This window comes from Nocardioides donggukensis, from assembly GCF_014842875.1.
GTDB lineage: Bacteria > Actinomycetota > Actinomycetes > Propionibacteriales > Nocardioidaceae > Nocardioides > Nocardioides donggukensis.
This window is the reverse complement of record NZ_JACYXZ010000001.1, coordinates 1,264,094-1,290,875: the sequence shown is the minus strand read 5'-3', so window position 1 is coordinate 1,290,875 and position 26,782 is coordinate 1,264,094. Positions and strand designations below refer to the sequence as shown.

Annotated in this window: 25 protein-coding genes; all 25 read right to left on the bottom strand. The window is 72.7% G+C overall.

The window, feature by feature from the left end; all coding sequences use genetic code 11:
* Positions 1-22: 22 nt before the first annotated feature.
* Positions 23-553, bottom strand: a complete 531-nt coding sequence (locus IE331_RS06305) for a hypothetical protein (RefSeq protein ID WP_192141498.1) — start codon at positions 551-553, stop codon at positions 23-25.
* The gene (dnaE, locus tag IE331_RS06300; RefSeq protein ID WP_192141496.1) at positions 543-4,097 is read right to left on the bottom strand and encodes a DNA polymerase III subunit alpha; all 3,555 of its coding nucleotides are present in this window, start codon (positions 4,095-4,097) and stop codon (positions 543-545) included. The genes IE331_RS06305 and dnaE overlap by 11 nt, the downstream gene beginning before the upstream one ends.
* A gap of 160 nt (positions 4,098-4,257) precedes the next feature.
* Entirely contained in the window at positions 4,258-5,001 is a 744-nt protein-coding gene (locus IE331_RS06295) for a GNAT family N-acetyltransferase (RefSeq protein WP_192141494.1), read from the bottom strand.
* A complete protein-coding gene (locus IE331_RS06290; protein WP_192141492.1) occupies positions 4,991-5,920 on the bottom strand; it encodes an RluA family pseudouridine synthase in 930 nt (309 codons plus the stop codon). The genes IE331_RS06295 and IE331_RS06290 overlap by 11 nt, the downstream gene beginning before the upstream one ends.
* Positions 5,917-6,489, bottom strand: a complete 573-nt coding sequence (gene lspA, locus IE331_RS06285) for a signal peptidase II (protein ID WP_192141490.1) — start codon at positions 6,487-6,489, stop codon at positions 5,917-5,919. The genes IE331_RS06290 and lspA overlap by 4 nt, the downstream gene beginning before the upstream one ends.
* A complete protein-coding gene (locus IE331_RS06280; protein ID WP_192141488.1) occupies positions 6,462-7,277 on the bottom strand; it encodes a TraR/DksA family transcriptional regulator in 816 nt (271 codons plus the stop codon). The genes lspA and IE331_RS06280 overlap by 28 nt, the downstream gene beginning before the upstream one ends.
* 173 nt (positions 7,278-7,450) lie before the next feature.
* The gene (locus tag IE331_RS06275) at positions 7,451-8,203 is read right to left on the bottom strand and encodes a DivIVA domain-containing protein (protein WP_201931214.1); all 753 of its coding nucleotides are present in this window, start codon (positions 8,201-8,203) and stop codon (positions 7,451-7,453) included.
* Positions 8,204-8,294: 91 nt separating this feature from the next.
* On the bottom strand, positions 8,295-8,591 hold the full coding sequence (locus IE331_RS06270) for a YggT family protein (protein ID WP_192141484.1): 297 nt from the start codon (positions 8,589-8,591) through the stop codon (positions 8,295-8,297).
* A gap of 8 nt (positions 8,592-8,599) precedes the next feature.
* Complete coding sequence (locus IE331_RS06265) at positions 8,600-9,082, bottom strand: cell division protein SepF (RefSeq protein ID WP_192141482.1); 483 nt, start codon at positions 9,080-9,082, stop codon at positions 8,600-8,602.
* A gap of 60 nt (positions 9,083-9,142) precedes the next feature.
* Positions 9,143-9,841: a YggS family pyridoxal phosphate-dependent enzyme gene (locus IE331_RS06260; RefSeq protein ID WP_192141480.1), complete on the bottom strand. Its 699-nt coding sequence runs from the start codon at positions 9,839-9,841 to the stop codon at positions 9,143-9,145.
* Entirely contained in the window at positions 9,838-10,590 is a 753-nt protein-coding gene (gene pgeF / locus IE331_RS06255; protein WP_192141478.1) for a peptidoglycan editing factor PgeF, read from the bottom strand. The genes IE331_RS06260 and pgeF overlap by 4 nt, the downstream gene beginning before the upstream one ends.
* Before the next feature lie 6 nt (positions 10,591-10,596).
* Positions 10,597-11,898: a cell division protein FtsZ gene (gene ftsZ / locus IE331_RS06250; RefSeq protein ID WP_192141476.1), complete on the bottom strand. Its 1,302-nt coding sequence runs from the start codon at positions 11,896-11,898 to the stop codon at positions 10,597-10,599.
* Positions 11,899-12,182: 284 nt separating this feature from the next.
* The gene (locus IE331_RS06245; RefSeq protein WP_192141475.1) at positions 12,183-12,929 is read right to left on the bottom strand and encodes a cell division protein FtsQ/DivIB; all 747 of its coding nucleotides are present in this window, start codon (positions 12,927-12,929) and stop codon (positions 12,183-12,185) included.
* The gene (gene murC, locus IE331_RS06240) at positions 12,922-14,343 is read right to left on the bottom strand and encodes a UDP-N-acetylmuramate--L-alanine ligase (protein ID WP_192141473.1); all 1,422 of its coding nucleotides are present in this window, start codon (positions 14,341-14,343) and stop codon (positions 12,922-12,924) included. Before murC ends, IE331_RS06245 begins: the two co-directional genes overlap by 8 nt.
* Positions 14,340-15,419: an undecaprenyldiphospho-muramoylpentapeptide beta-N-acetylglucosaminyltransferase gene (gene murG / locus IE331_RS06235; RefSeq protein WP_192141472.1), complete on the bottom strand. Its 1,080-nt coding sequence runs from the start codon at positions 15,417-15,419 to the stop codon at positions 14,340-14,342. Before murG ends, murC begins: the two co-directional genes overlap by 4 nt.
* Positions 15,419-16,762 (bottom strand): putative lipid II flippase FtsW, encoded by a 1,344-nt coding sequence (ftsW, locus tag IE331_RS06230; protein WP_201931209.1) that lies wholly within the window; start codon positions 16,760-16,762, stop codon positions 15,419-15,421. The genes murG and ftsW overlap by 1 nt, the downstream gene beginning before the upstream one ends.
* A 47-nt stretch (positions 16,763-16,809) precedes the next feature.
* Positions 16,810-18,273, bottom strand: a complete 1,464-nt coding sequence (murD, locus tag IE331_RS06225) for a UDP-N-acetylmuramoyl-L-alanine--D-glutamate ligase (RefSeq protein WP_201931202.1) — start codon at positions 18,271-18,273, stop codon at positions 16,810-16,812.
* Positions 18,273-19,349 carry a phospho-N-acetylmuramoyl-pentapeptide-transferase gene (gene mraY, locus IE331_RS06220; protein ID WP_192141469.1) on the bottom strand — a complete coding sequence of 359 codons (1,077 nt, stop codon included), beginning with the start codon at positions 19,347-19,349 and terminating at the stop codon, positions 18,273-18,275. Before mraY ends, murD begins: the two co-directional genes overlap by 1 nt.
* Entirely contained in the window at positions 19,346-20,737 is a 1,392-nt protein-coding gene (locus tag IE331_RS06215; RefSeq protein WP_201931200.1) for a UDP-N-acetylmuramoyl-tripeptide--D-alanyl-D-alanine ligase, read from the bottom strand. Before IE331_RS06215 ends, mraY begins: the two co-directional genes overlap by 4 nt.
* Positions 20,738-20,742: 5 nt before the next feature.
* The gene (locus tag IE331_RS06210; RefSeq protein ID WP_449866961.1) at positions 20,743-22,302 is read right to left on the bottom strand and encodes a UDP-N-acetylmuramoyl-L-alanyl-D-glutamate--2,6-diaminopimelate ligase; all 1,560 of its coding nucleotides are present in this window, start codon (positions 22,300-22,302) and stop codon (positions 20,743-20,745) included.
* A gap of 43 nt (positions 22,303-22,345) precedes the next feature.
* A complete protein-coding gene (locus IE331_RS06205; RefSeq protein ID WP_201931196.1) occupies positions 22,346-24,112 on the bottom strand; it encodes a peptidoglycan D,D-transpeptidase FtsI family protein in 1,767 nt (588 codons plus the stop codon).
* Entirely contained in the window at positions 24,109-24,774 is a 666-nt protein-coding gene (locus tag IE331_RS06200) for a hypothetical protein (protein WP_192141467.1), read from the bottom strand. Before IE331_RS06200 ends, IE331_RS06205 begins: the two co-directional genes overlap by 4 nt.
* On the bottom strand, positions 24,771-25,727 hold the full coding sequence (gene rsmH / locus IE331_RS06195; RefSeq protein WP_192141466.1) for a 16S rRNA (cytosine(1402)-N(4))-methyltransferase RsmH: 957 nt from the start codon (positions 25,725-25,727) through the stop codon (positions 24,771-24,773). Before rsmH ends, IE331_RS06200 begins: the two co-directional genes overlap by 4 nt.
* Positions 25,728-25,729: 2 nt before the next feature.
* Positions 25,730-25,888: a hypothetical protein gene (locus tag IE331_RS06190; protein ID WP_192141465.1), complete on the bottom strand. Its 159-nt coding sequence runs from the start codon at positions 25,886-25,888 to the stop codon at positions 25,730-25,732.
* A 179-nt stretch (positions 25,889-26,067) separates the two neighbouring features.
* Positions 26,068-26,496 (bottom strand): division/cell wall cluster transcriptional repressor MraZ, encoded by a 429-nt coding sequence (gene mraZ, locus IE331_RS06185; protein WP_192141464.1) that lies wholly within the window; start codon positions 26,494-26,496, stop codon positions 26,068-26,070.
* Positions 26,497-26,782 lie beyond the last annotated feature (286 nt).

Here is a 26,782-nt window from a genome sequence, read left to right as displayed (position 1 = left end):
CCCCCGTTTCGTCGTGTGATCCCTATGCCTGGTGCGACGCGGAGCCTACCCCGGTTGGTTCCCCCGCGTGGGTGTGTCGCGTGAACGTGACCAGAACGAGAACCGCCCCCATCAGCGCCCCGCCCGGGAACGCGGCGTACGCCGCCGGCGTCCCGACCCGCAGGTCGCTGCGGACCTCCTCGTAGTCGGCCGTGCGGGCGATCGCCTCCGCGACGCTCTCCGGGCCGAGCAGGTGGCCGACCAGCGCCATCACCGCACCCGCGGCCACGGCTCCCAGCACGGTCGCGGCCAGCGTGACCACCTCGTCCCGCTCCAGGAGGAAGGTCGCGACCCCGCCGAGGACCAACCCCGCCAGGACCGCGATCAGCATGTACAGCCCGGTGCCGGCGAACTCCTGGTCCGGGGGGAAGTAGGCCGTCTCGCCCACCACGACACCGGTGGGCGCCGGCGCCCACAAGGCGTGCCAGAGCCAGCCGCAGAGCGCGCCCGCCACGGTGAAGCCGAGGACCACCAGCACTGCGTCGCGGCCCCGGGCGAGTCGGTCACTGGCCAAGACAACCCGGCCCGAGCAGCTGCTTGAGGTCCGCGAACAGTGCCGGGCTCGGGCTCACCCGGAGCCGGTCGTCAAGCCGCAGGACCGTGGTGGAGGCGCGGGTCAGCAGCTTGAGCTGCACCTCGCTCATGCCGGGGTGCGTCCCGAGCACCTCCTTGAGCTGCTCCACCACCGGCGCCGTGCAGCGCGTGGACGGGAGCGTGATCACCACCGGGCCCGACGGGCCGTCGTGGATGTCGGGGACCGAGACCTCCTGCCCGTGCAGCTCCGGCTGGTCCTTGCTGCGGGAGAGCCGGCCCTTGACGGTGAGGATCGCGTCCTGGGTCAGGTGGGTCGCGGCCAGCTGGTAGGACGACGGGAAGAGCAGCACGTCGATCGCGCCGTCGAGGTCCTCGAGGGTGACCATCGCCCAGGTGTCCCCGCGCTTGGTGATCTTGCGCTGCACCGAGGTCACCAGCCCCGACACCGTCACCGTCGAGCCGTCCTGGCGCTCCTCGTCGAGCATGAGCTGCCCGATCGAGCAGTCGGTGCCGCGCGAGAGCACGTGCTCGAGCCCGAGCAGCGGGTGGTCGGAGACGTAGAGGCCGAGCATGTCCCGCTCGTGCCCGAGCAGGGTCATCTTGTCCCAGTCGTCGATGTGGTCCGGGACGTCGACGGCGGTGGCGGCGCCACCCACGTCCCCGGTCCCCAGCATCTCCATCAGGGAGCCCTGGCCGCCGTCGTCGTTGCGCTTCGCCTCGGCGTACTTCTCCACGGCCTCCTCGTGGACCGCGACGATCGCCCGGCGCTTGTGCTTCATGTCGTCGAACGCGCCCGCCTTGGCGAGCGAGTCGATGAGGCGCTTGTTGCAGACCAGGAGCGGGACCTTCTCCATGAAGTCGTTGAAGTCGACGAACCGGCCGTGCTCCTCGCGGGCGTCGACGATCTTGTCCACGACCGTGTGCCCGACGTTGCGGATCGCGTTGAGGCCGAAGCGGATGTCGGTGCCGACGGGGGTGAAGTCGGAGGCCGACTCGTTGACGTCGGGTGGCAGCACCTGGATCTTCATCCGGCGGCACTCGTTGAGGTAGATCGCCGACTTGTCCTTGTCGTCGCGCACCGAGGTCAGCAGCGCGGCCATGTACTCGGCCGGGTAGTTGGCCTTGAGGTAGGCGGTCCAGTAGGAGACCAGGCCGTAGGCCGCGGAGTGCGCCTTGTTGAACGCGTAGTCGGAGAACGGCAGCAGCGTGTCCCACAGGGCCTTGATGGCGCCGGCCGAGAAGCCCCGCTCGGTCATCCCGGCGGAGAACATGGCGAACTGCTTGTCCAGCTCCTCCTTCTTCTTCTTGCCCATCGCCCGACGCAGCAGGTCGGCCTGACCGAGCGTGTAGCCGGCCAGCTGCTGGGCGATCGCCATCACCTGCTCCTGGTAGACGATCAGCCCGTAGGTCTCACCGAGGATGTCCTCGAGCGCCTCGGCCAGCTCGGGGTGCAGGGCCTCGACCGGCTCCCGCCCGGTCTTGCGGCGGGCGTACTTGTTGTGCGAGTCGGCGCCCATCGGCCCGGGCCGGTAGAGCGCGCCGACCGCCGAGATGTCCTCGAAGCAGTCGGGTCGCATCGAGCGCAGCAGCGAGCGCATGGGGCCGCCGTCGAGCTGGAAGACGCCGAGGGTGTCACCGCGCTGGAGCAGGGTGTACGTCGCCTCGTCGGTGAGCTCGAGGTCCTCCAGGACGACGCTCTCGCCGCGGTTCGCCTCGATGTTCTTCACCGCGTCGTCGAGGACGGTGAGGTTGCGCAGCCCCAGGAAGTCCATCTTGATCAGCCCGAGCGCCTCGCACGTCGGGTAGTCGAACTGGGTGATCATCGCCCCGTCGGAGGGCCGCTTGAGCAGCGGGATGACGTCGATCAGCGGCTCGCTGGACATGATCACGCCGGCCGCGTGCACCCCCCACTGCCGCTTGAGGCCCTCGATGCCGATGGCGGTGTCGACCACCGTCTTCACGTCGTGCTCGGCGTCGTAGAGCGCCCGGAACTCGCCGCCCTCGCCGTACCGCTTGTGGGCGGGGTCGAAGATCTCCTTGAGCGGGACGTCCTTGCCCATCACCGAGGCCGGCATCGCCTTGGTGATCCGGTCCCCCATCGAGAACGGGTAGGCGAGGATCCGCGAGGAGTCCTTGACCGCCTGCTTGGCCTTGATGGTCCCGTAGGTCACGATCATCGAGACCCGGTCGTCGCCGTACTTCTCGGTGACGTAGCGGATCACCTCGCCGCGCCGACGCTCGTCGAAGTCGATGTCGAAGTCGGGCATGGAGACCCGGTCGGGGTTGAGGAACCGCTCGAAGATCAGGCCGTGCTTGAGCGGGTCCAGGTCGGTGATCCGCATCGCGTAGGCGACCATCGAGCCGGCGCCCGAGCCACGACCGGGGCCGACCCGGATGCCGTTGTCCTTGGCCCAGTTGATGAAGTCGGCGACCACGAGGAAGTAGCCGGGGAAGCCCATCTGGGTGATCACGCCGACCTCGAAGTCGGCCTGCTTGCGGACGTCGTCGGGGATGCCGGCCGGGTAGCGGAACCGCAGGCCCTTCTCGACCTCCTTGACCAGCCACGAGTCCTCGCTCTCCCCCGGGGGGCACGGGAACCGCGGCATGAAGGTGCCGTTGCCCTCGGTGAACTGCACGTCGCACCGCTCGGCGATCAGCAGCGTGTTGTCGCAGGCCTCAGGCAGCCCGTAGCGGTCGGCCCACAGCGCCCGCATCTCGGCCGGGGACTTGATGTAGTAGCTGTCGCCGTTGAAGGCGAACCGCTGGCCGGGTCCGTCGCCGGCCGGGATGTCCATCGTGCTGCCGGAGTTGATGCACAGGAGGTGCTCCTGGGACTTGGCGTCCTCCTTCATCACGTAGTGCGAGTCGTTGGTCGCCAGCAGCGGGATCCGCAGGTCCCGGCCCAGCTCCAGGAGCCCGTCGCGGACCCGCTTCTCGATGTCGAGGTCGTGGTCCATGAGCTCGAGGAAGTAGTTGTCGCGCCCGAGGATGTCCTGGAAGTCCCCGGCCACCTTGCGGGCGGCGTCGTACTGCCCGTGCCGCAGGTGCACCTGGACCTCGCCGGAGGGGCAGCCCGTGGTGCCGATCAGGCCCCTGCCGTGCTGCTGCAGCAGCTCGCGGTCGGCGCGGGGGTGCTTGAAGAAGCCGTCCCGCCAGGCGCCGGTCGAGAGCCGGAACAGGTTGTGCATGCCCTCGGTGGTCTCCGAGAGGAGGGTCATGTGGGTGTAGGCGCCGCGGTTGGAGACGTCGTCGGGCCCGCCGCCGTAGAAGGTGACGCCCTTGCGCTCGAAGCGGGAGACGTTCGGGGCCATGTAGGCCTCGATGCCGATGATCGGCTTGACGCCGGCCGCCTTGGCCTTGGAGTAGAACTCGTAGGCGCCGAAGACGTTGCCGTGGTCGGTCATCGCGATCGCCGGCATGCCCAGCTCGGCGGTCCGCTCGGCCAGCGCCCCCAGTCGGGCCGCTCCGTCGAGCATGGAGTACTCGGTGTGCACGTGCAGGTGCACGAAGGAGTCGGACGCCATCGCCTGAGACTCTCCCAACGACTAGGTGCGGGCATGCTCGTTCCACCGCGGCGGTCAGGCCGGACGGCGATCTCGGGGAAGGCCAGTCAGCCTACGCGACCCGGTGACCCGATCCTGACAGGACGCACCCACCACGCCGCCGCACCCGCGGAGCCGGCCGTTACGAGCCCTCCGACCCGTCGGCGGCCGCGTCCACCTCGAGCGACTCGGTGATGATCGTGTGCACGATCCGCTGCAGTCGGGCGGCGCCCAGCGCCGGTGCGTGCCGGGCCATCCGGTCGGCGATCGCGTGCTCGCGCTCGGGGTCCCGGCCGGCCTGGCCGGCGACCGGCTTGTGCCGCTGGACCGCCGAGGTCAACGCCACCCGGCGGGCCAGCAGCCGGGCCAGGTCGTCGTCCACCTCGTCGATCTGGGCCCGGAGGAACGCCAACGGCTCCGCCCCCGGCCAGGCCACCCGGAGGTCGGGCGACCGCTCCTCGTTGGCGGAGCCGTCGGTGCTCTCGAGCTCGAGCAGCCCGTGGGCGGCGTAGAAGGCCCGGGCCGGCTGGTTCTGCTCGAAGACCCAGAGGCTGAACCCCTGCGGGCGCAGCCCCATCACCACGCCGAGGAGGGCCGACCCGACTCCCCCGCGGGCGTGGCCGGGCAGGACGTAGAGCGAGTCGAGCCAGTCGCCGGTGAGCGAGGCGAACCCGACCACCGCGCCCCCGGAGGTCGCCACCCAGGTCTCGTGCCGGGACAGGTCCCAGCCGCTCACCCAGGCGCGCACCTCGGCCTCCGGGCGCACCGGGGCCGGCATCGCGGGCACGGCGGCGGCGCGCGCCGCGACGTACACCTCGGCCACGGCGGGCAGGTCGGTGGGTACGGCGGCGCGGAGCTCCAGGTCGGCGACCGCCTCAGTCGGCATGCCGGATCGTCTCCAGGGCGGCGGCCAGGTCGGCCGGGTACTCCGAGCTGTAGGTCACCTGGTCCCCGGAGTCCGGGTGCTCGAAGCCGAGCCGCACCGCATGCAGCCACTGCCGCTCCAGCCCGGCCCTCCGGGCCAGGGTCGGGTCGGCGCCGTAGGTGAGGTCGCCCAGGCACGGGTGCTTGAGCGCCGCCATGTGCACGCGGATCTGGTGAGTGCGACCGGTCTCGAGGTGCACCTCGAGCAGGCTCGCGAAGCGGTGCGCCTCGAGCGTCGAGTAGTGGGTGATGCTGTGCTTGCCGTCGGCCATCACCGCGAACTTGTAGTCGGCCTTGGGGTGCCGGCCGATGGGGGCGTCGATGGTGCCCTCGAGCGGGTCCGGGTGCCCCTGGACCAGCGCGTGGTAGGTCTTGTCGACGGTGCGGTGCCGGAAGGCGTTCTTGAGCCGCGAGTAGGCGTGCTCGGACTTGCAGATCACCATCACCCCGGAGGTGCCCACGTCGAGTCGCTGCACGATGCCCTGACGCTCCGAGGCGCCGCTGGTGGCGATCCGGAACCCGGCGCCGGCCAGGTGCCCCACGACGGTCGGACCGCTCCAGCCCGGGCTGGGGTGCACCGCGACGCCGACCGGCTTGTCGATGACCACGATGGAGTCGTCGTCGTGGATGATCTTGATCCCCTCGACCACCTCGGGGACCACCGCCAGCGGGTCGCCGAGCACCGGGATGGTCACGTCGAGCATCGCCCCGGCGTGCACCCGGTCGGACTTGCCGACCCCGTCGCCGTCGACCTGCACGTGCCCCTCGGCGATCAGGTCGGCGGCCCGGGTGCGGGAGACCCCGAACATCCGGGCGATCGCGGTGTCGACGCGCTCCCCGGCCATCCCCTCGGGGACGAACACCACCCGCTGGTCGCTCATGACGCCTCGTCCGGGTCCTGCGCCTCCCGGTCCCGGTGCCCGTCGATGGCGATCCCGCGCAGCGACTGGACGACGATGACGGCGGCCGCCAGGTTGATGCAGATGTCGGCGACGTTGAAGATCGGCCAGTTCGGCAGCTGGAGGAAGTCGATCACGTGCCCGCGCAGCGGCCCCGGCGACCGGAGCACCCGGTCGGTGAGGTTGCCCGACACGCCCGCGAGCAGCAGGCCGAGGCCCACCGCCCAGCCGGCGCTCCCGATCCGGCGGACGAGGTAGAGCACCACGCACACGGCCGCGATCGAGATCAGGCTCAGGACGACGGTGTAGGAGGTCCCCGTCGAGAACGCCGCCCCGGGGTTGCGCGTCAGGTACAGCCCGAACCAGTCCCCCAGGACCGGCACGGTCTCACCGCGGGTGAGCCGGTCGACCGCGAGCACCTTGGTGACCACGTCGACGGCGTAGCCGGCGAGGGCGACCGCGGCGAACAGCCCCAGCAGTCGGGGGGCGGGGACCGGACGGGTCCTGGTGGGTTCGCTGGCGTTCAGCGACGCTCCTCGCGCTGCTTGCATGACAGGCACAGTGTGGCACGCGGGAAGGCCATCACCCGCATCTTGCCGATGGGGTTCCCGCAGGACTCGCAGATGCCGTAGGACCCGTCCTCGATGCGGCCCAGCGCCCGCTCGATCTGGGCCAGCATGTCGCGGGCGTTGGCGACCACGGTCAGCTCGTGGTCACGCTCGAAGCTGGTGGCACCCATGTCGGCCTGGTCGTGACCGGCACCGTCGCCGGCGTCCCGCATCAGGCCGGCCAGCTCCTCCTCCTGGTCGTGCAGCTCGGCACGCAGGCGGTCGGCGGTCTCATTGAGCTCCACGAGCACTTCGTCGAGCTCGGCCTTCGTCCAGGCACCCTCGCCCTCCTTGACCACGAGGGCGCTGGCAGGTGCCTTCTTCGCCGAGGTCTTCCTGGGGGCGGACTTCTTGGCCGGGGCCTTGGCGGCCTTCTTCGCGGGGGCCTTGGTGGCTGTCTTCGTGGCGGCCTTCTTCGCGGGTGCCTTCGCGGCCGTCTTCTCCGTGGCCGTCTTCTTCGCCGGCGCCTTCGTGGCGGCCTTCTTGGCCGGGGCCTTGGCGGCGGCTTTCTTCGCCGGCGCCTTCTTCGTGGGCGCCTTCGTGGCGGGCGCCTTCGTGGCCGCCTTCTTCGCAGGCTTGCCCGCCGATGCCTTCGTCGCCGACGTCTTCTTCGCGGCCGACGTCGAGGGGGCGGCCACAGCAGCCGCGGAGGCCTTCCCGCGGCGCCCGATCACTCGCTTCGCGGCCGCGGCCGCGGACCCCGTCAAGGACTTGCGCGTGCTGCTTGCCATGGAACGAGGCCCCCTCATCAGCCGGTCGCCATGTGGCGGGCGCCACGTGCCGAGTGGGAGGGAGGGTAACGCCTTGCCGGAGCCGACTCAAACCGACGCGCAGCAGCACCGCGGCCGGGCTCCCATGGGGAACCCGGCCGCGGTGACCGTGCAGGTGCGCTGTCGCCTGGGTCTCAGGCGTCGTCCTCGCCGAGGATCGAGCGCAGGCGCTTCGGGGCCTGGCCCGACGACTCGGTCGGTCCACCCTCCGGCGCGGCGTCGAGGGCCTCGAGCTGCGAGGTGAAGTAGCTCTTCAGCCGCGAGCGGTACTCGCGCTCGAAGGAGCGCAGGTTCTCGACCTCGGCGTTGAGCTTGTCCCGCTCCTTCTCGAGGTCGCCGAACATCTGCTGGCGACGCTCGGCGGTCTCGGAGTCGAGCATCTGCGAGCGGCTGCGGGCGTCGGCCTCGAGCCGGTCGGACTTGGTCTTGGCCTCGGCCTCAAGACGCTCGGACTTCGTCCGCGCCTCCCCCACGATCTTGTCCGCCTCGTTCTTGGCGTCCTCGACCAGCTCGTCGGCGTTGCGGGTGGCGATCTCCAGGAGCCGGGCGGCCGCGTTGGATGCCTCCGGCACGGTCTCGACACGGATCGTCTCGACCTGCGAGGCCGCCGCCGCTGCCACCGGTGCCGCGACCGGAGCCGGGGTCGGCTCGGGCTCGGGCTCGGGCTTCTTCTCGACGACCGGCTCCGGCTTGGGCGCCGGCGTCGACGAACCACCGGCCTGGGCCGCGGACAACTTCGACCGGAGGTCGTCGTTCTCCTTCGTGAGCCGCGCCAGCTCGCCCTCCACCTCGTCGAGGAACTGGTCGACCTCACCCATGTCGTACCCCTCGCGGAGCCGGACGGGAGTAAAGCGCTTGTTGCTCACGTCCTCAGGCGTCAGCGGCATGACCTCACCCATTCGTTAGTCGTCATCGGTCGTTCTGTCTGTCGAACAATAGCGCTAGTCGCCCGACCCGCATCAGTGCCCCGGCACACGATCAGCCTCCCAGGAGGAGCATCTGGTTCAGCCGGAGCAGGAGGTAGGCGGCCACCAGCACGATGAGGAAGCTGAGGTCGAGCGCGATGCTCCCCAGCCTCAGCGGCGGGATCACCCTCCGCAGCGCCTTCACCGGCGGGTCGGTGATCGAGTAGACGATCTCGAGCAGGACCAGCAGCGGCCCGCGTGGCGACCACGAGCGCGCGAACACCTGGACCCAGTCGAAGACGAAGCGGACCCACAGCAGCGCGATGAAGAAGAAGAGGATGCCCTCGATGAGAGAGCCGATGATGAACACGGGTGTCGTCAGCTCTGGTTGAAGAAGCCGCCCTCGGCGATGCGCTCCTTGTCCTCGGCGGCCACCGTCACGTTCGGCGGCGAGAGCAGGAACACCTTGCTGGTCACCCGCTCGATGGTGCCCCGCGTGGCGAAGACCAGGCCGGCGGCGAAGTCGACCAGGCGCTTGGCGTCCGAGTCGTCCATCTCGCCGAGGTTCATGATCACCGGGACGCCCTCGCGGAAGTTCTCACCGATCGTCCGGGCCTCGTTGTAGGTGCGCGGGTGCAGGGTGGTGATCCGGGACAACTCGGCGACAACTCCTGCGCTGGGGACCGGCTGGGGTCGCCGCCGGTCGGTGAGGTTGGACACGGGGGCAGGGCGGCTCTCGGCGGCCGCCGCGGCCCGCACGGGGGCCTCGGCGTACTCGTCGTAGCCCTCGTCGTCGGGGTACCGGCCGGTGTCCTCGAGCAGGCCGAGGTACTCACCGATCTTGCGCATCGCGCCGCTCATGAGCTGTTCCTCCGGTATTCCTGCGGCCCCATCACGTGGGGCCGCGTCTGGTGTGTGACATTACTTGATCGAAGGGCGTGGACCGAGGACCGCGCTGCCTATCCGTACGTGTGTCGCGCCGCGCGTCACGGCGGCCTCGAGGTCCCCGCTCATGCCCGCGGAGAGCCAGTCGGCTGTGGGGTGCTCGGTGCGGAAGTCCGCGGCAACGGCCGCGAGCCGGTCGAACGCCTCGGCGGCATCCACACCGAGTGGGGCCACCGCCATCAGGCCGCGCAGTCGCAGGCCCTCGGTGGCCGTGACCCGCTCGGCCAGGTCGGCCAGTCCCTCGGGCGGCACGCCCGAGCGCCCCTCCGCCCCCGGCGGGTCGAGGCTGACCTGCACGAGGCAGTCCAGCTCGCGACCGCGGGCGGTCGCGCCCCGCGAGAGACCCGGCAGCAGCTTGGCGCGGTCGACCGACTCGACCACGTCGGCGTACGCCGCCACGGCGGCCGCCTTCTTGGACTGCAGGCCGCCCACGAAGTGCCAGCGGACCCCCACCCCGGCGCACTCGGCGACCTTGGCCTCGGCCTCCTGGTGCCGGTTCTCGCCGACGTCGGTGACCCCGAGCTCGGCCAGCAGCCGGACGTCCGTGGCCGGGAAGAACTTGGTCACCACGGTGAGGCCGACCTCCTCGGCGTCCCGCCCGACCTCGGCGCACGCCGCGGCGATCCGTCGCCGTACGCCGGCCAGGCCGTCGGCGAGCTCCTCGCGGCGGCTCACGACCGCCTCCGGATCAGGCCGGCCGACCGACCGGCGCTGGCACCGTCCCGGCGGTGCGAGTAGAGGTCGGCCGACTCCCGGGTGCACCGGGAGACGTCGACCACCTCCACCCCCGCCCGGGCCAGCTGGGCCCGGACACCGGCGCCGAGGTCCAGGGCGCTGGTCCCCCAGCTGGTCGTGGACCGGGTCGTCGGCTCCCGGGCCGCGACCTCCTCCTGGAGGGCCGCCGGCACCTCGTAGCAGGCGCCGCACACGTGCGGGCCGACCCAGGCGGTGACCCGGTCGGCCCCCAGGGCCCGCATCCGCTCGACGGCGGCGGGCACCACCCCGGCCGCGACGCCGGACCGGCCGGCGTGGGCCGCCCCGATCACCCCGTGGTCGGGGTCGGCGAGCAGGACCGGGACGCAGTCGGCCACCCGCACCATCAGCACGACGTCGGCATCGGCGGTCACCAGGGCGTCGCACTCGGGCGGCGTCCCCTCACGACCCCCGGCCCCGTCGGGGCCCTGGGGGCCCTGGGGGCCCTGGACCATCTGCACCGTCGCGCCGTGCACCTGGTGCATGTCGGCCAGCCGGGCGCCCGGCGCGAAGTCCGCCAGGACCCGGCGCAGGTTCTCGGCGCGGTCCGCGGCGTCGTCCTCGGAGACCAGGGCCAGGTTCAGCTCCTCGAAGGGGACGCCGCTGACCCCGCCGTACCTGTCCGTGAAGGCCAGGTCGACGGGGCCGTGGGTGGCGCGGTGGGCGTACAAGCGCGACTACTTCAAGAAGTCCGGCACGTCCAGGTCGTCGTCGTCGAACTCGACCTGCCGGGGCACCGCCCGCGGCGCGGAGGGGCCGGTCGACTGGCCGGTCTGGTTGGGCGACTGCTGGCCCGACGGGGACGACGGCTGGCCGGACGGCTGGGTCGGCTGCTGGGCCGACTGGCTCGTCGACTGCTGGGCCGCCGGCTGAGCCGGCCGCTGGGCCGCGGGCGCCGGTCGGCTCGCCTGCTGGGCCGGCTCCGGCTGCCGCTGGGTGGCCAGCTGCTGGGCCGCGGCGCGGGTCTCCTCCTGCGACTGCTGCGGTCGCGGCTCGCGGCGCAGGACCGTGCCCTCGTCACGCCGCTTGGGCATCCCGCCGTCGAAGCCGGCCGCGATCACCGTGACCCGGACCTCGTCGCCGAGGGAGTCCTCGATCGTGGCGCCGAAGATGATGTTGGCATCCGGGTGCGCCGACTGCGCGACCAGCGCCGCCGCCTCGTTGATCTCGAACAGTCCCAGGTCGGAGCCACCGGCGATCGAGAGCAGCACGCCGTACGCACCGTCGATGCTGGCCTCGAGCAGCGGGCTCGAGACGGCCATCTCGGCCGCGGCCACCGAGCGGTCCTCGCCCCGTGCCGAGCCGATCCCCATCAGGGCGGAGCCGGCGTTGGCCATGACCGACTTCACGTCGGCGAAGTCGAGGTTGATCAGCCCGGGGGTGGTGATCAGGTCGGTGATGCCCGAGACGCCCTGCAGCAGCACGTGGTCGGCCTGCTTGAAGGCGTCCAGGATCGAGACGTTGCGGTCACTGATCGACAGCAACCGGTCGTTGGGGATGACGATGAGGGTGTCGACCTCCTCGCGGAGCTGGGCGATGCCCTCCTCCGCGGAGTTGGCGCGACGGCGTCCCTCGAAGGCGAACGGCCGGGTCACGACGCCGATCGTCAGCGCGCCGAGCGAGCGGGCGATCCGGGCCACGACCGGCGCGCCGCCGGTGCCGGTGCCGCCTCCCTCGCCGGCGGTCACGAAGACCATGTCGGCGCCCTTGAGCACCTCCTCGATCTCGTCGGCGTGGTCCTCGGCGGCCTTGCCGCCGATCTCGGGGTTGGCGCCGGCGCCGAGCCCGCGCGTCAGCTCGCGGCCGATGTCGAGCTTCACGTCGGCGTCACTCATGAGCAGTGCCTGTGCGTCGGTGTTGATCGCGATGAACTCGACACCCTTGAGTCCGACCTCGATCATCCGGTTGACGGCGTTGACGCCACCTCCACCGATGCCCACGACCTTGATGATGGCCAGGTAGTTCTGTGCTGCTGCCACGGCGGTGCGTGCCTCTCCTGTCGGTGACGCCCAGCTGCCCGTCCGGGCGGTTGGGCCTGACTCCTCGTGCTCCCGATCGGCGAGAAACCCTAACCCTGAAGTGGAGGGTTATAGTTATGTCAACCTCTCGATGATGAAGACAGTAGGCACGGCCGCCCCCGATTCCCTGCCGACACGCCCCACCCCCACCCCACCAATCCACATTTCTCGATAGTCCACGAAGTTCGAGTCGCCCGAGGACGCCGATCACGACTCGAACTTCGTGGACTATCCGGGGAGGAGGGTCAGTCGGAGGTGGTGGGCTGACCGGGGACGGTGACGTCGTACACGGTGGCGGGGCGGTCCAGGAGGACGCTGAGGACCCGGGCCTTGTCCTCGGAGGCCTCGGCGCTCCCCCAGACCACGGTGCGACCGTCCCGCAGGCGCAGGGAGATCCGGTCGATGCTGGCCAGCTCGACGTAGTCGACGGTGCGCGCGATCTCGTCGGGCAGCACGCCCACGACCCGAGCCCCCTCGGCCATCGCCTCGCCGCGGGTGTCGGCGGCGACCCGGATCCTGGGCAGCTGCGCCGGCGCGCGCCGGTAGTCACGGAAGACCACGCCGTCCTCGTCCATCCCCCGCTGGCGTCCGTCGATCTCGACGACGGCCACCGCCTCGCGCTCCTCGATGCGGACCAGGATGCCGTCGGGCCAGGCCCGCGAGACGTCCACGGACCGCACCTGCGGCAGCGCCTCGATGCGGGCCCGGGCGCCGTCGAGGTCGGTGCGGGCCAACGGCTCGCCGGCAGGTACGGCGGCCGCCCGGCGCACGTCGCCGTCGCTGAGCAGCGCGTTGCCACGCACCTCGACCTGCTGGACCGCCATCACCTGGGAGAAGAGCAGCAGCCAGGTGGCCGCGACGAGGGCGCCGGTGACGACGGCGACCACCACCAGCACCCGCCAGGCCAGCCACCGCCGGGCCCACTGGCGACGCGCGAACCGGCGTCGGCTCAGCTCGCGCGCGGCCTCCTCGTCGAGCGCGCGGTCAGGCATCGGGCCGGGCCGCGAGCAGGTCGAGCACCAACGGGCCGAGGCCGGTGACCGTCCCGGCGCCCAGCGTGAGGACCAGGTCGCCGGGGCGGGCCAGGTCGACGAGCACCTGCGGGGCGTCCTCCAGCGCGGGGACGAGGTGGACCGCCTCGGGGGGCAGCGGCACCGCACCGGCGACGAGGGCGCCGGTGACCTCCGGGTCCGCCTCCTCGCGGGCGAGGTAGACGTCGAGCACCACGACCTCGTCGGCCGCGCCGAGCTCGATGCCCATCCGCTCCCCGAAGATCCGGGTCCGGGAGACCAGGTGCGGCTGGAACGCGACCACCAGCCGGCCCTCCCCGGCCACGGCCCGAGCGGCCTCGAGGTCGCCGCGGATCTCGCTCGGGTGGTGGGCGTAGGAGTCGTAGACGCGCACTCCCGCCGCCTCGCCCTTGAGCTCCATCCGTCGCCGGGTGCCGGTGAAGTCCTCCAGCCCGCGGCGCAGGTCCGCGACGTCGTGACCCAGCTCGAGGCCGACGGCGAGCGCAGCCAGGCTGTTGAGCACGTAGTGGCGTCCTGGGATCCGCAGCGTCACCTCGCCGAGCTCCTCGGCCCCGTGGCGGACGGCGAACCGGGTGCTGCTGCCCTGCGCCCGCACGTCGTGGGCGACCAGGTCGGCACCCTCGTCGAACCCGTAGGTCCGCACCCCCACCCCCCGGTCCCGGGCGACCCGGGCCAGCTCGACGGTCCGCGGGTCGTCGCCCCAGGTGACCAGCAGCCCGCCCGGCTCGATCCGGTCCAGGAAGTCGACGAACGCGGCCCGGTAGGCCTCCTCGGTGCCCCACTGGTCGAGGTGGTCGGCGTCGATGTTGGTGACCACGGCCAGGGCGGGCGAGTAGACGAGGAACGCGCCGTCGCTCTCGTCGGCCTCGGCGACGAACACCTCCCCGGTGCCGTCCTCGGCGTTGACCCCGGTGCCGGCCAGGTCGCCCCCCACGGCGTAGGTCGGGTCCGCGCCGGCCGCCTTCAGCGCCATCGTGAGCAGCGAGGTGGTGGTGGTCTTGCCGTGCGTCCCGGCGACGGCGATCGTCCGCCTCCCGGCCATGACGGCGGCCAGGCCGGCCGAGCGCGGCAGGATCCGCAGCCCCCGGTCCCGGGCCTCGAGGTACTCGGGGTTGTCCTCGCGGACCGCGGTGGAGACCACCAGCGTGTCGACGTCGGCGACGTGCGCGGCGTCGTGGCCGAGGTGGACCCGAGCGCCGAGCGCGCGCAGGGCCTCGAGGGTGGGCGAGTCGGTGCCGTCGCTGCCGCTGACGGCGATGCCGCGGGCCAGCATGATCCGCGCGATCGCGGACAGACCGGCCCCACCGATCCCGACGAAGTGCACCCGTCCGAGCTCCTCGGCCGGGAGCAGCACGTCGGGCACCGGCAGCCTCATGCCCGGTCCCCCGCGACCTCGAGCACGATCCGGGCCAGCTTCTCGTCGGCGTCGCGAGGGATCAGCTCGGCGGCCGCCGAGCCCATCGCGGCCAGGCGTCCGACGTCGGTGGCCAGCGCAGGAAGGGTCGCGGCCACCCACTCGCTGGTGAGGGCCTCGTCGGCGACCATCAGGCCGCCACCGGCGTCGACGACCGGCCGAGCGTTGAGGGCCTGCTCCCCGTTGCCGATCGGGAGCGGGACGAAGACCGCGGGCAGCCCGGTGGCGGCGGCCTCGGTGACGCTGGACGCGCCGGAGCGGCAGACGACCACGTCGGCGGCGGCGTAGGCGAGGTCCATCCGGTCCACGAACGGGACCACGACGTACGCCGCGGCGCTGGGCGCCGGCTCCACCTCGCCGTGCGGCCCGGCGACGTGCAGCACCTGGACACCGGCCTCGCCGAGCGCGGTCGCGGCGCCGGCGACCGACTGGTTCAGTCGCCGGGCGCCCTGCGACCCCCCGGTGACGAGCAGCGTCGGACGGTCCGGGTCGAGGCCGAAGAACGCCCGCGCCTCGGCTCGCCGCGCCGGCCGGTCGAGGGTGCTGATCATCCGCCGGATCGGGAGGCCGACGTACTCGGCCCGCGGCAGCGAGGTGTCCGGGAAGCTGACCGCGACCCGGGCGGCGATCCGGGCGCCGGCCTTGTTGGCCAGGCCGGGCAGCGCATTCTGCTCGTGCACGACCACCGGCACCCGGCGCCGGCGGGCGGCCAGGTAGGCCGGCATCGAGACGTAGCCGCCGTAGCCGACGACCACGTCGGGCCGGACCCGGTCCAGCACCGCCAGGGCCTCGCGGACCGCGCCACCGAGCCGCCCCGGGACCCGCAGCAGGTCGGCGCCGGGACGTCGCGGCAACGGCACCGGCGGGACCATCTCGAGGGGGTACCCGGCCTCGGGCACCACCCGGGTCTCCAGGCCGCGGGGGGTGCCCAGGCAGGTGATCTCGACGCCCGGCGCCAGTCGGACGAGCGCGTCGGCGGTGGCGAGCAGGGGCGAGGTGTGGCCGGCGGTCCCCCCGCCGGCGAGCAGGACCCGCATCACTGGCCCCGTCGCTGCCCGGTGCGCGGGCGGGTCGCCGCCGGTGCGGACGCGGCCGAGACCCCGGTCGCGCGGCGCCGGCGCCGGGCCGCGAGCGCGCGGGCGGCCTCCGGCTCGGACCGGGCGAAGCCGACCAGGATGCCCAGGGCGACCAGGGACGGCAGGAGGGCCGAGCCTCCGTAGGAGATGAGCGGGAGCGGGATCCCGATGACGGGCAGCATCGCCAGCACCATACCCACGTTGATGATCATCTGGCCCAGCAGCCAGATCGTGATGCCGAACGACGCGTAGCGCACGAACGGGTCCGACGTGGTGCTGGCCACGCGGGTCGCGGCGAAGGCGATCGTGAGGAAGAGCGCGAGAACCAGCAGCGTGCCGATGAGGCCGAGCTCCTCGCCGAGGACCGCGAAGATGAAGTCGGTGTGCGCCTCGGGGAGGTCCCCCCACTTCTGCTGGCTGGCGCCGATGCCCTCGCCGAACCAGCCCCCGGTCGAGAGGGCGTAGAGGCCGTGGGCCGGCTGCCAGCCGGCGTTGAGGTAGTCCTTGAACGGGTCGGCGAAGCTGAGCAGCCGCTCGCGGCGCTCGTCGTTGGTGGTCGCCAGGTAGAACGCCCCGACCCCGACCACGGTGAGCGCGAAGGCGAACAGCCGGCCCGGGGCGCCGGCCACCCAGAGCATCCCGAGCAGGATCGCGAACATGACCAGGGCGGTGCCGAGGTCGTGCCCGAGGATCACCAGTCCGGCGACCAGCAGCACCCCGGGCACCACCGGGAAGACGAGGTGGTGCCAGTCGTGCAGGCGGCGCTCCTTGCGGGCGTAGACGTGGGCCGCCCAGAGGATCAGCGCCAGCTTGGCGATCTCGGAGGGCTGGATCTGGACCGGGCCGAGCGCCAGCCAGTTGGTGTTGCCGTTGACCTCCACGCCCAGGGGGGTCTGCGTGAGCGCCAGCAGGACGACCGCGACGGCCAGGCCGAGCCAGGCGAGCTTTCGGAGCACCCAGGTGGGCAGCCGGGTCGCGACGAAGGCGGCCGGGAGCCCGAGCCCGACCCACATCAGCTGCCGCTTGACGACGGCGTAGGAGTCGCCGCCGTTCTGCTGGTAGGCGTAGACGCTGGAGGCCGAGAGCACCATGATCACGCCGATGGTGAGCAGCAGGGCCGAGGCGCCGAGCAGCAGGTAGTAGGCGGTCAGCGGCCGGTCGAGCGCCTGCGTCAGCCCGGTGAGCCACTGCGGGGTGCGGCCGCGCCGGGGACCGGTCGGGCCGGCGGGCTCCGCCGCGGCGCCGCTGGTGGTGGCCTGCTTCGCGCGGGTGGTGCCGGTGGTGCCAGTGGTGATCGTCGCCACGTCCTCCGCCCTCCTGCGCCGCGCCTCCCGGTCCGGAGCGGCCGGGTCTACACCTGTCCTGGGTCCTGCAGCCGGCGCCGCACCGCGTCGGCGAACGCCTCGCCGCGTTCGGCGTAGTGGGCGAACATGTCCATCGAGGCGCATCCCGGCGCCAGCAGCACCGTGTCGCCGGGCCTGGCGAGGTCGGCGGCCGCAGCCACGACCCGTTCCATCACGCCGGAGACGGGACCAGTCTCCCTGCCACCGCAGACGATGACCGGCACATCGGGCGCGTGTCGCGCGAGGGCCTCGGCGATGACCTCGCGGTCCGCGCCGAGGAGGACCACGCCCCGGAGCCGGTCCCGGGTGGCGCCCACGAGCTCGTCGAACCGGGCGCCCTTGGCCAGGCCGCCGGCGACCCACACGACCGGGTCGTAGGCCTCGAGCGAGGACCGTGCCGCGTGCGGGTTCGTGGCCTTCGAGTCGTCGACCCAGGTGACGCCGTCCTGCTCGGCGACGAGGGCGATCCGGTGCCCGTCCGGGCGGAACGCGCGCAGCCCGTCGCGCACCGCGGCCGGCGCGATGCCGTGGCTGCGGGCCAGGGCGGCCGCGGCCAGCGCGTTGGCCACGAAGTGCGGCGCCGGGGAGGCCAGGTCGCGCACCTGGCAGAGCTCGGCCGCGCTGGTGTCCCGGCTCTCGACGAAGGCCCGGTCGGCGAGGATGTCCTCGACCACGCCCACCATGCCCACCTGCGGCATGCCCAGCGTGAAGCCGACCGCCCGCGCGCCCTCGACGACGTCGGCCTCGCGGACCAGCTGCTCGGTCCGTGGGTCCGCCACGTTGTACACGCAGGCCCGGCGCACGTTCTCGTACACCCGACCCTTGTCCGCGGCGTAGTCGTCGAAGGAGGGGTACCAGTCGAGGTGGTCCTCGGCGACGTTGAGCACCGCGGCCGACTCCGCGCTCATCGACTGCGTGTAGTGCAGCTGGAAGCTGGACAGCTCGACCGGCAGCACGTCGTACGGCTCGGGGTCCATGACCGCCTCGACGAGCGGCAGGCCGACGTTGCCCGCGGCGACCGTGCGCAGACCGGCCGCGCGCAGGATGCTCTCGAGCATCTGGACGGTGGTGGTCTTGCCGTTGGTCCCGGTGACCGCCAGCCAGGGCGCCGGCCGGTCGGGGTCCCTCAGCCGCCAGGCCAGCTCCACCTCGCCCCAGATCGGTACGCCGCGCTGCCGGGCCTGGGCGAGCAGCGGCGCGTCGGGCCGCCATCCGGGAGAGGTCACCAGCACGTCGACGTCGTCGGGGAGCCGGGCGGTGTGCCCCTCGCCGAGCCGGATGTCGGCGCCGAGGCTCTCGAGCAGGCCGGCCTGCTCGCCGCGGTCGCCGACCCGCTCGTCCAGCGCGGTCACGGTGGCGCCGAGGAAGAGCAGGTTGTCGGCGGCGGCGAACCCGGAGACGCCGAAGCCGGCGACGACCGCGCGGATCCCGTCCCAGGAGTCGTTGCGGCCCAGGAGGTCGAGCCTGGACATCAGGTGCCGGCCACCCATTCGGCGTAGAAGACGCCGAGCCCGGCGGCCACGCACAGGCCGGTGATGATCCAGAACCGGATCACGACGGTGACCTGCTCCCAGCCGACCATCTCGAAGTGGTGGTGCAGCGGTGCCATGCGGAAGACCCGCCGTCCCTTGGTGACGCGGAAGAAGCCCACCTGCAGCATCACCGACAGCGTCTCGACCACGAACAGGCCGCCGAGGACGAGCAGCAGCAGCTCGGTGCGGGTCAGGATCGCCAGGCCGGCGAGCGCCCCGCCGAGCGAGAGCGACCCGGTGTCGCCCATGAAGATCTGGGCCGGTGAGGCGTTCCACCACAGGAACCCGAAGCAGGCGCCGGTGATGGCGGCGGCGATGATCGCCAGGTCCAGTGGGTCGCGGACCTCGTAGCAGCGGCCGTAGGTGATGTCGTCCTGGCCGCACCACTGGTTGTTCTGCCAGATGTTCACGAGCGTGTAGGCGCCGAACACCATCATCGACGCGCCCGCCGCCAGCCCGTCCAGCCCGTCGGTGAGGTTCACGGCGTTGCTGGTGCCGGTGACGATGATCCAGATGAACAGCACGACCAGCACGGCGGGCACGGTCCAGAACTCGAAGTCCCGGATGAAGGAGATGTGCTGCGAGGCCGGGGTCTGGCCGCGGAAGTCCTCGAGCACCGGGGACAGCGCCAGGATGCCGAAGGTGACCGCGATGACGGTCTGCCCGATCATCTTGGCCTTGCTCCGCAGGCCGAGGTTGCGCTGCTTGTAGATCTTGATGAAGTCGTCGAGGAAGCCGACCACGCCGAGGCCGACGAACAGGAACAGCAGCAGCAGCGCCGAGGCCGAGGGGACGTCCTGGGTGATCACCTTGGCCGAGAAGTAGCCGATCACCGAGGACAGGATGATCACGATGCCGCCCATGGTGGGCGTCCCGCGCTTGGTGTGGTGGCTGGTGGGACCGTCGTCGCGGATCTCCTGGCCGTAGCCCTTCGCGGACAGCAGCTTGATCGCGTAGCGGGTGCCGACGAGCGAGATGATCAGCGACAGTCCGCCACCGAGCAGGATCGCTCTCATGCGTGAGGTCCCTCCGGGTTCACCAGCGCCTCCGCGACCACCTCGAGGGCCGCTCCGCGGGACGCCTTGACCAGTACGACGTCACCGGCGGCGACGTTCTCGCGCAACCATGCCAGAGCCTCGCCGCGATCGGCGACGGGCACCGCCGTGCCGGGCCAATCCGTGACCGACCTCGCACCGTCCACCATCCCGGCCGCCGGCTCACCGACCACGAGCAGCCGGTCGACGCCGGACCGGGCGGCCACCGCGCCGACCTCGCGGTGCGCGGTCGGGGACTCCGAGCCGAGCTCCTTCATCTCCCCCAGCACGGCCACGGTCCGGCCGCCGCGCCGGGCGGCGATGCCCGTCGCGGTGTCGAGGGCAGCGGCCATCGAGGCGGGGTTGGCGTTGTAGGCGTCGTTGACCACGACGGTGCCGTCGGCGAGCTCGGTCATCTCCATCCGCCACCGGGACAGCGACCCGGCCCCGCGGAGCGCCGCGGCCACGTCGTCGAACCCCACCCCGGCCGCGAGCGCCAGGGCCGCGGCCGCCGCGGCGTTCGGCACCTGGTGCGCCCCCGACTGCCGGAGCCGGACCCGGGCCCGGTCCACGCCGCCGGCGCGGGCGTGCGTGAAGGTGACCTCGGGGCGGCCGAGGTCGTCGAGGTCGAGGTCGGACCAGGACAGGTCCGAGCCGGAGGCGACGCCGAAGGTCCGCCTTCGCGCCCCGGTGCGCTCCGCCATGGCCCGCACCAGGTCGTCGTCCGCGTTGAGCACGGCGACCCCGTCGCCGGGGAGGCCCTCGAGGATCTCGCCCTTGGCCCGGGCGATGGCCTCGCGGCTGCCGAACTCGCTGAGGTGGGCGGTGCCGACGTTCAGCACCGCGGCGATGGTCGGCCTGGCGACGTCGCACAGGTAGCCGATGTGACCGAGCCCCCGGGCGCCCATCTCGACCACGAGGTGGCGGGTCGTCGCGGTGGCCCGGAGCACCGTCAACGGCACGCCGATCTCGTTGTTGAGGTTGCCCTGGGTGGCGACGGTCTCCCCGGAGGCGGCCAGCACCTGCGCGAGGTAGTCCTTCGTGCCGGTCTTGCCCTGGCTGCCGGTCAGGGCGATCACCGTGAGCCCGGGCAGCCGGTCCCGGACGTGCCGGGCGAGGCGGCCGAGGGCGGTCACGGGATCCGGCACCACGACACAGGGCACACCAGGTGCCCGCGACCCCAGCACGGCCGCGGCCCCGGCGGCCACGGCCTGCGCGGCGTAGTCGTGGCCGTCGGCCCGCTCCCCCGCGACCGCCAGGAAGAGTCCGCCGGGGACCACCTCCCGACTGTCCACGAACGCCGGGCCGGTGACCACGGCGTCCCCGTGGGCGGTCCCGCCGACCACGTCGGCGATCTCGGCCAGCGTCATCGGGATCATCCTCGGCCCCCTCGGGCGGCCAGCTCCTCGCGCACCACGGTCCGGTCGTCGAAGGGGTGCACCACCCCGGCGACCTCCTGGCCGCTCTCGTGGCCCTTCCCGGCGATGAGCACGATGTCGCCGGGGGCCGCGAGGCCCAGGGCCTCGCGGATCGCGGACCTGCGGTCGCCCACCTCCCGGACCTCGGCGGGCCCGCCGCCGGCTCCACGCAGCACGGCTGCCCGGATCGCGGCGGGGTCCTCGGAGCGCGGGTTGTCGTCGGTCACGACCAGGACGTCGGCGAGGCGGGCCGCGATCTCACCCATCACCGGCCGCTTGCCGGTGTCCCGGTCGCCCCCGGCGCCGAGCACCACGATGAGCCGGCCCTCGGTCAGGGGGCGGAGCGTGCGCAGAGCGGCCTCGACGGCGTCCGGCTTGTGGGCGTAGTCCACGACCACGGTGAAGTCCTGCCCGGCCCGCACCTCCTCCAGGCGGCCGGGCACACCCCCCGACCGCGCCAGGCCGCCGGCGACCGACGCCGGGTCGAAGCCGGCCTCGGCCGCCGCGGCCACCGCGGCCAGGGCGTTGGCGACGTTGAAGTCCCCGGCGATCGGCACCCGCGTGGCCACGCGGAGCCCACCCGGCCCGACCACGGTGAAGGTGGAGCCGTCCGCGGCGGCGACCACGTCCTCGGCGCGCCAGTCCGCCTCGGCGCCGCGCGCGGAGAAGGTCCGGAGCGGGATCGACGCCTCCCGCAGCAGCCGTCGCCCGTGCTCGTCGTCGACGTTGACCAGTCCGGAGCGGGCGCGCTCCGGGGTGAACAGCGACGCCTTCGCGGCGAAGTACTCCTCGACGTCGGCGTGGAAGTCCAGGTGGTCGCGCCCGAGGTTGGTGAACACGGCGACGTCGAAGACCACGCCGTCGACCCGGCCCAGGACCAGCGCGTGGCTGGAGACCTCCATCGCACAGGCCACGACGTCGCGCTCGCGCATCATCGCGAACAGGCCGTGCAGGTCGGGGGCCTCCGGCGTGGTCAACGAGGTCCGGACGTCCTGCCCCGCGACCCGGGTGCCGACCGTGCCGATCGCGGCCGACGGGATCCCGGCCTCCTCCAGCGCCCGCTCCAGCAGGCGGGTCGTGGTGGTCTTGCCCTGGGTGCCGGTCACGCCGATCATGTGCATCGCCGCGGCCGGGTCGCCGTACAACCAGGCCGCCAACCGACCGAGGACGGCCCGGGGCGAGGCCACGACCAGCACCGGCACCCCGATGCCCTCCCGGGACAGCAGCTCCTCCCCCGCCCGGTCGGTCAGCAGGGCCACGGCGCCGGCCGCCACGGCGGAGTCGGCGTACCCGGCCCCGTGCGTGGTCGCGCCGGGCAGCGCGGCGTAGAGGTCGCCGGGCCGGACGCGTTGGGAGCTCAGGGTCAGCCCGAGGACCGTCGGCTCGTCGTCCTCGCCCGAGGGCCGGCCGGGCGGCGCGACCTCCAGCCAGCGGGCCACGTCGGACAGCGCGGTCCTCCGGGCCTCCCGGGGCCGGGTCGCGCTCAGCTCGGCTGCCTTCTGCTCGTCGCTCACCACGGCCGGAGGCTACCGGGTGCCGGAGCGAGGGTGGTCCGCCCCGTCACCACTCGATGGGGTACGTCGAGGCCTGGGTCCCGGTCGGCGCCACGGCGTAGCGGCGCAGCAGGTGGCTCATGATCCGGCTGAACGCCGGTCCTGCGACCGAGCCGCCGCCACCGCCGTTGCGGGGGTTCTGCACCACCACGTAGACAGTGAACCGCGGGTCGTCGGCGGGCGCGAACCCCGCGAACGACACCGTGTAGGTGCCGTCGTAGCAGCCGCACTCCTCCCCGACCCGCTGCGCGGTGCCGGTCTTGCCGGCCACCCGGTAACCGGGGACCGCCGCCCCCGGCGCCACCCCGTCCTCGGGGTCGGTCACCAGCTCCATCATCTGCATGGTCTGGGCGGCCGCCTCGGGGCTCACCACCTGACGCCGCTCGGCGGTGGCGGTGCCCACCTGCTCGCCCTCGTCGGAGGTGGCCGAGCCGCGGACCAGGCTGGGGGCGACCCGCTCCCCGCCGTTGGCGATCGTGTTCACCGCGGCCGCCATCTGGATCGCGTTGACGCTGACGCCCTGACCGAAGGCGATCGTGTCCTGGTTGATCTGGGACCACAGGGACGGGTCGGGCAGCAGGCCCGCGGTCTCGTTGCGGATGCCGACGTCCGTGCGCTGGCCGAGGCCGAAGGCCCGCAGGTAGGCGTGCAGCTCGTCGGGGCTGAACTCGTCGGCGGCCAGCACGGTGCCGATGTTGGAGGAGCGCGCCAGCACGCCGGCCATCGTCAGCCGGATGTCGCCGTGGTCCCAGTGGTCGTGGATGACCCGGTCCTGGCGGGGCAGCGTGCCCGGCACCTCGATCCGGGTGCGCGGGGTGACCTTGCCCGCGTCCAGCAGCGCCGCGGTCGTGAGCACCTTCTGCACCGACCCCGGCTCGTAGACGTCGCTCGCGGCGCGGGAGACCCGGTTCCGCTCCGGGGCGGCCCCCGGCCGGTTGGCGTCGAAGGTCGGGTCGTCGGCGATCGCGAGCAGCTCGCCGGTCCGGGAGTCCATGACCACGGCGGCGCCGGAGTCGCCCCCGGCGCCCCGGATGGTGGAGCGCAGGACCCGCTGGACGAACCACTGCAGGTCCCGCTCGATCGTGAGCTCGAGGTCGGCACCGTCCTGGGGCTCGACCGTCGTCTGGTCGCCCAGCGGGATCCGGTTGCCGCCGCCCACCTCGTAGGTCGCCTCGCCGTCGGTGCCCGAGAGCAGTCCGTCGAAGGTCTTCTCCAGCCCGCCCAGGGCGATCGCGTCGTCGCCCAGGAAGCCGACCACGTTGGCGGCCACGTCGCGGGCCGGGTAGTCGCGCATCGGGTCGCGCCGGGTGCTCAGGCCGCGGTACCCCCGCTCCTGCGCCTCGGCCAGCACGTCGAGGGCGATCGTCGAGGGCACCCGCCGGGCGATGTAGCGGAACCGGGTGTTCTCGTAGCGCAGGCTCTCCAGGGTGGCGAAGTAGTCGAGGTCCAGCTCCTCGGCCAGGAACGAGGCGATCTCGGGGGCGTCCGGCGCGGTCATCGTGGGGTCGGCCACGATCATCCGGCCGTCGACGCTGGTGGCCAGCTCGACGCCGTTGCGGTCGGTGATCGCGCCACGGTCGGCCGGCAGCTCGACGGTGACCATCCCCTCCCGCGCGGCCATGGCGGCGTACGACTGGGGGTCGATGCCCTGCAGCTGCACCAGGCGGACGCCGAACAGCGAGATCACCATGCAGATCACCACGAAGCCGAACCGGAGCCGGAGGTGGACCGAGGCGCGGGGGCTCCGCGGCGCGGACCGGGGTCGGCTGGTCACCCGTCGCTCCGGCTGTCGGCCCGGTTGCCGGCCCGGTTGCCGGCCCGGTTGCCGGCCCGGTTGCCAGCCCGGTTCTCGGCCCGGTTCTCAGCCCGGTTGCCAGCCCGGTTCTCAGCCCGGTCGCCGGCCCGGCCCTCACCGCGTCGGCGCTCCCGCACCGACGGCGCCGGCACCTCGACGACCCTCGTGCGGGTCCTCAGCACCGCCGGCTTGGCCGGCGCGGTCGGCAGGATGTCGAAGCGCTCCCGCGCGGTGGAGACCGTCGGCACCCCGAGCACCTTGCCGTCGGCGATCCGCAGGAACGCGGGGGTGGCGGCCGGGACCATGCCCAGGCGCTGGGCGCGCTCGGCGACCCGTTGCGGGTCGCGCAGCACCTCGAGGTCCATCCGCAGGGTCTGCTCCCGCGAGGTCAGCGTCGCCGCCCGCTGCTCGAGCGACGTCGCCGCGAAGGCGTTCTGCTGCATCGTGGTGTTGAACATCAGCAGTCCCACGACCCCGGCCAGCAGGACCAGGCTCACCAGGGTCACGAACGGCACTCGCGGCGCCCGGGTCACCCGGGGCGCCCGAGGCACCACCCTCAGCCTGGCTCGCTCGACGGCCGCCTCGGCGATGCGCTGGACGCGGACCCGGCCTGGGCTGCCCTGGGGAAGGGGACTGCTCATGCGTGCGCTCCTTGACGAGTGCGCTCGACCGCGCGGAGGCGGACCGAGGCCGCGCGGGGGTTGTCGGTGACTTCGGGTGGTCCGGCCTTCTCGGCGCCGCGGGTCACGGCCCGGAACAGCGGCTGCGCCTGGTCCGGGACGAAGGGCAGGTCCGGCGGGACGTCGGTGCGGGTCGCGGCGGCGAACGCCTGCTTGACGATCCGGTCCTCGAGCGAGTGGTAGGACTCCACCACCACCCGGCCGCCCACGGCGACCGCCTCCAGCGCCGCCGGGATCGCGCGGCGCAGGACCTGCATCTCGTCGTTGACCTCGATCCGCAGCGCCTGGAAGGTGCGCTTGGCCGGGTGTCCCCCGGTACGCCGGGCGGGGGCCGGGATGGCGTCGTAGAGCAGCTCGACGAGGCGGGCGGAGGTGGCGAACGGCTCGCTCTCCCGGGCCGCGACGATCCGGCGTGCGATCCGGCCGGCGAACTTCTCCTCGCCGTACTCCCGCAGGATCCGGGCCAGGTCCTCGACCGGGTAGCTGTTCAGCACGTCGGCCGCGGTGGGGCCCTCGTCGCCCATCCGCATGTCGAGCGGCGCGTCCTGGGCGTAGGCGAAGCCGCGCTCGCGGACGTCGAGCTGCATCGACGAGACGCCCAGGTCGAACAGGACGCCGTCGACCCGCGGCAGGCCCAGCTCCTCGAGCACGTCGGGGATCCGGTCGTAGACCGCGTGCACCAGCGTCGTGCGATCGGCGTACGCGGAGAGCCGGTCGCCGGCCAGCTCCAGGGCCTGCGGGTCACGGTCCACGCCGACCAGCCGGGCCTGCGGGCAGGCCTCGAGCACGGCCTCGCTGTGCCCACCCAGACCGAGCGTGGCGTCGACGAGGACCGACCCGGGGTGGTCCAGGGCAGGGGCCAGAAGAGCGACGACCCGGTCCAGCAGGACCGGGACGTGGCGGGGGCCGCTCATGCCTAGCCCTGCCGGCCGAGGCCGAGCAGCAGCACGGCCGCACCGGCGAGCACCAGGGAGGTGGTGGCCGAGAAGGCCATGAGTGCGAGGGCCTCCCGCACCTGGTGCCGGACCCGTCGGGCCGGCAGGGCGGGTGGTGCACCCGTGGCGGTGATGCTCATGGTCTCGACCCCTCGTTGACTGCTGCGCCTGCTGCTGACGTGTGCGGATCGCCTGACCAGGTCCCTGCCCGCTCCCGAGGGAAGTCGTCCTCTGGAACCGGGGAAGGTGCCCCAGATGACGAACAGGGAGCGGGCTCGAGACCTCGTCCTGCGATCCGGTGTGCTGTTGTGTGTGCGGCTCAGATGCCGGGGAAGACCTCGTCGCTGAGCTCGGAGAACTTCTGCTCCTGCTCCTCCGAGTAGCTCTGCCACGAGCCCGGGTCCCAGATCTCGATCCGGTTCATCGCGCCGATCACCATCACGTCCTTGCTGAGCGAGGCGTACTCCCTCAGCACCGACGGGATCGTGATCCGGCCCTGCTTGTCAGGGACCTCCTGGGACGCCGCCGCGAACAGCATGCGGACGTAGTCACGAGTGCCCTTGTTGGTGACCGGCGCCTCCCGGAGCCGGTCGGTCAGTCCGCCGAAGTCGTCCATGGACCACACCGTGAGGCAGCGCTCCTGCCCTCGTGTGACCACAAGCCCCTCCGCCAGGTCGTCCCGGAACTTCGCCGGGAGGAAGAGCCGACCCTTGTCGTCGAGCTTGGGGGTGTAGGTGCCGAAGAACACCGGGCCCCACCCCTTTCACCCACTCATCCTCCACTGCGCTCCACTTTACTCCACATCCACCCACCGTCAACCATATTCGCTCCGATTCGCTCCCCCGTCGCACCCGGTCCAGTCCATTCCCGCCGCCATTCCCGACGCCGGCCGCCTCCGGTCCCGCCTCGGGCCGCAGCCCGCAGGCGGCCACGGCACCGGGTCCCGGCCGAGGTGGGGCACAGTGGAGGAGAATGTGGGGATCGCGGGGGCGGCAACCGGTCGTACGGTTGACTGGACGCACTGCAGGCGGCTG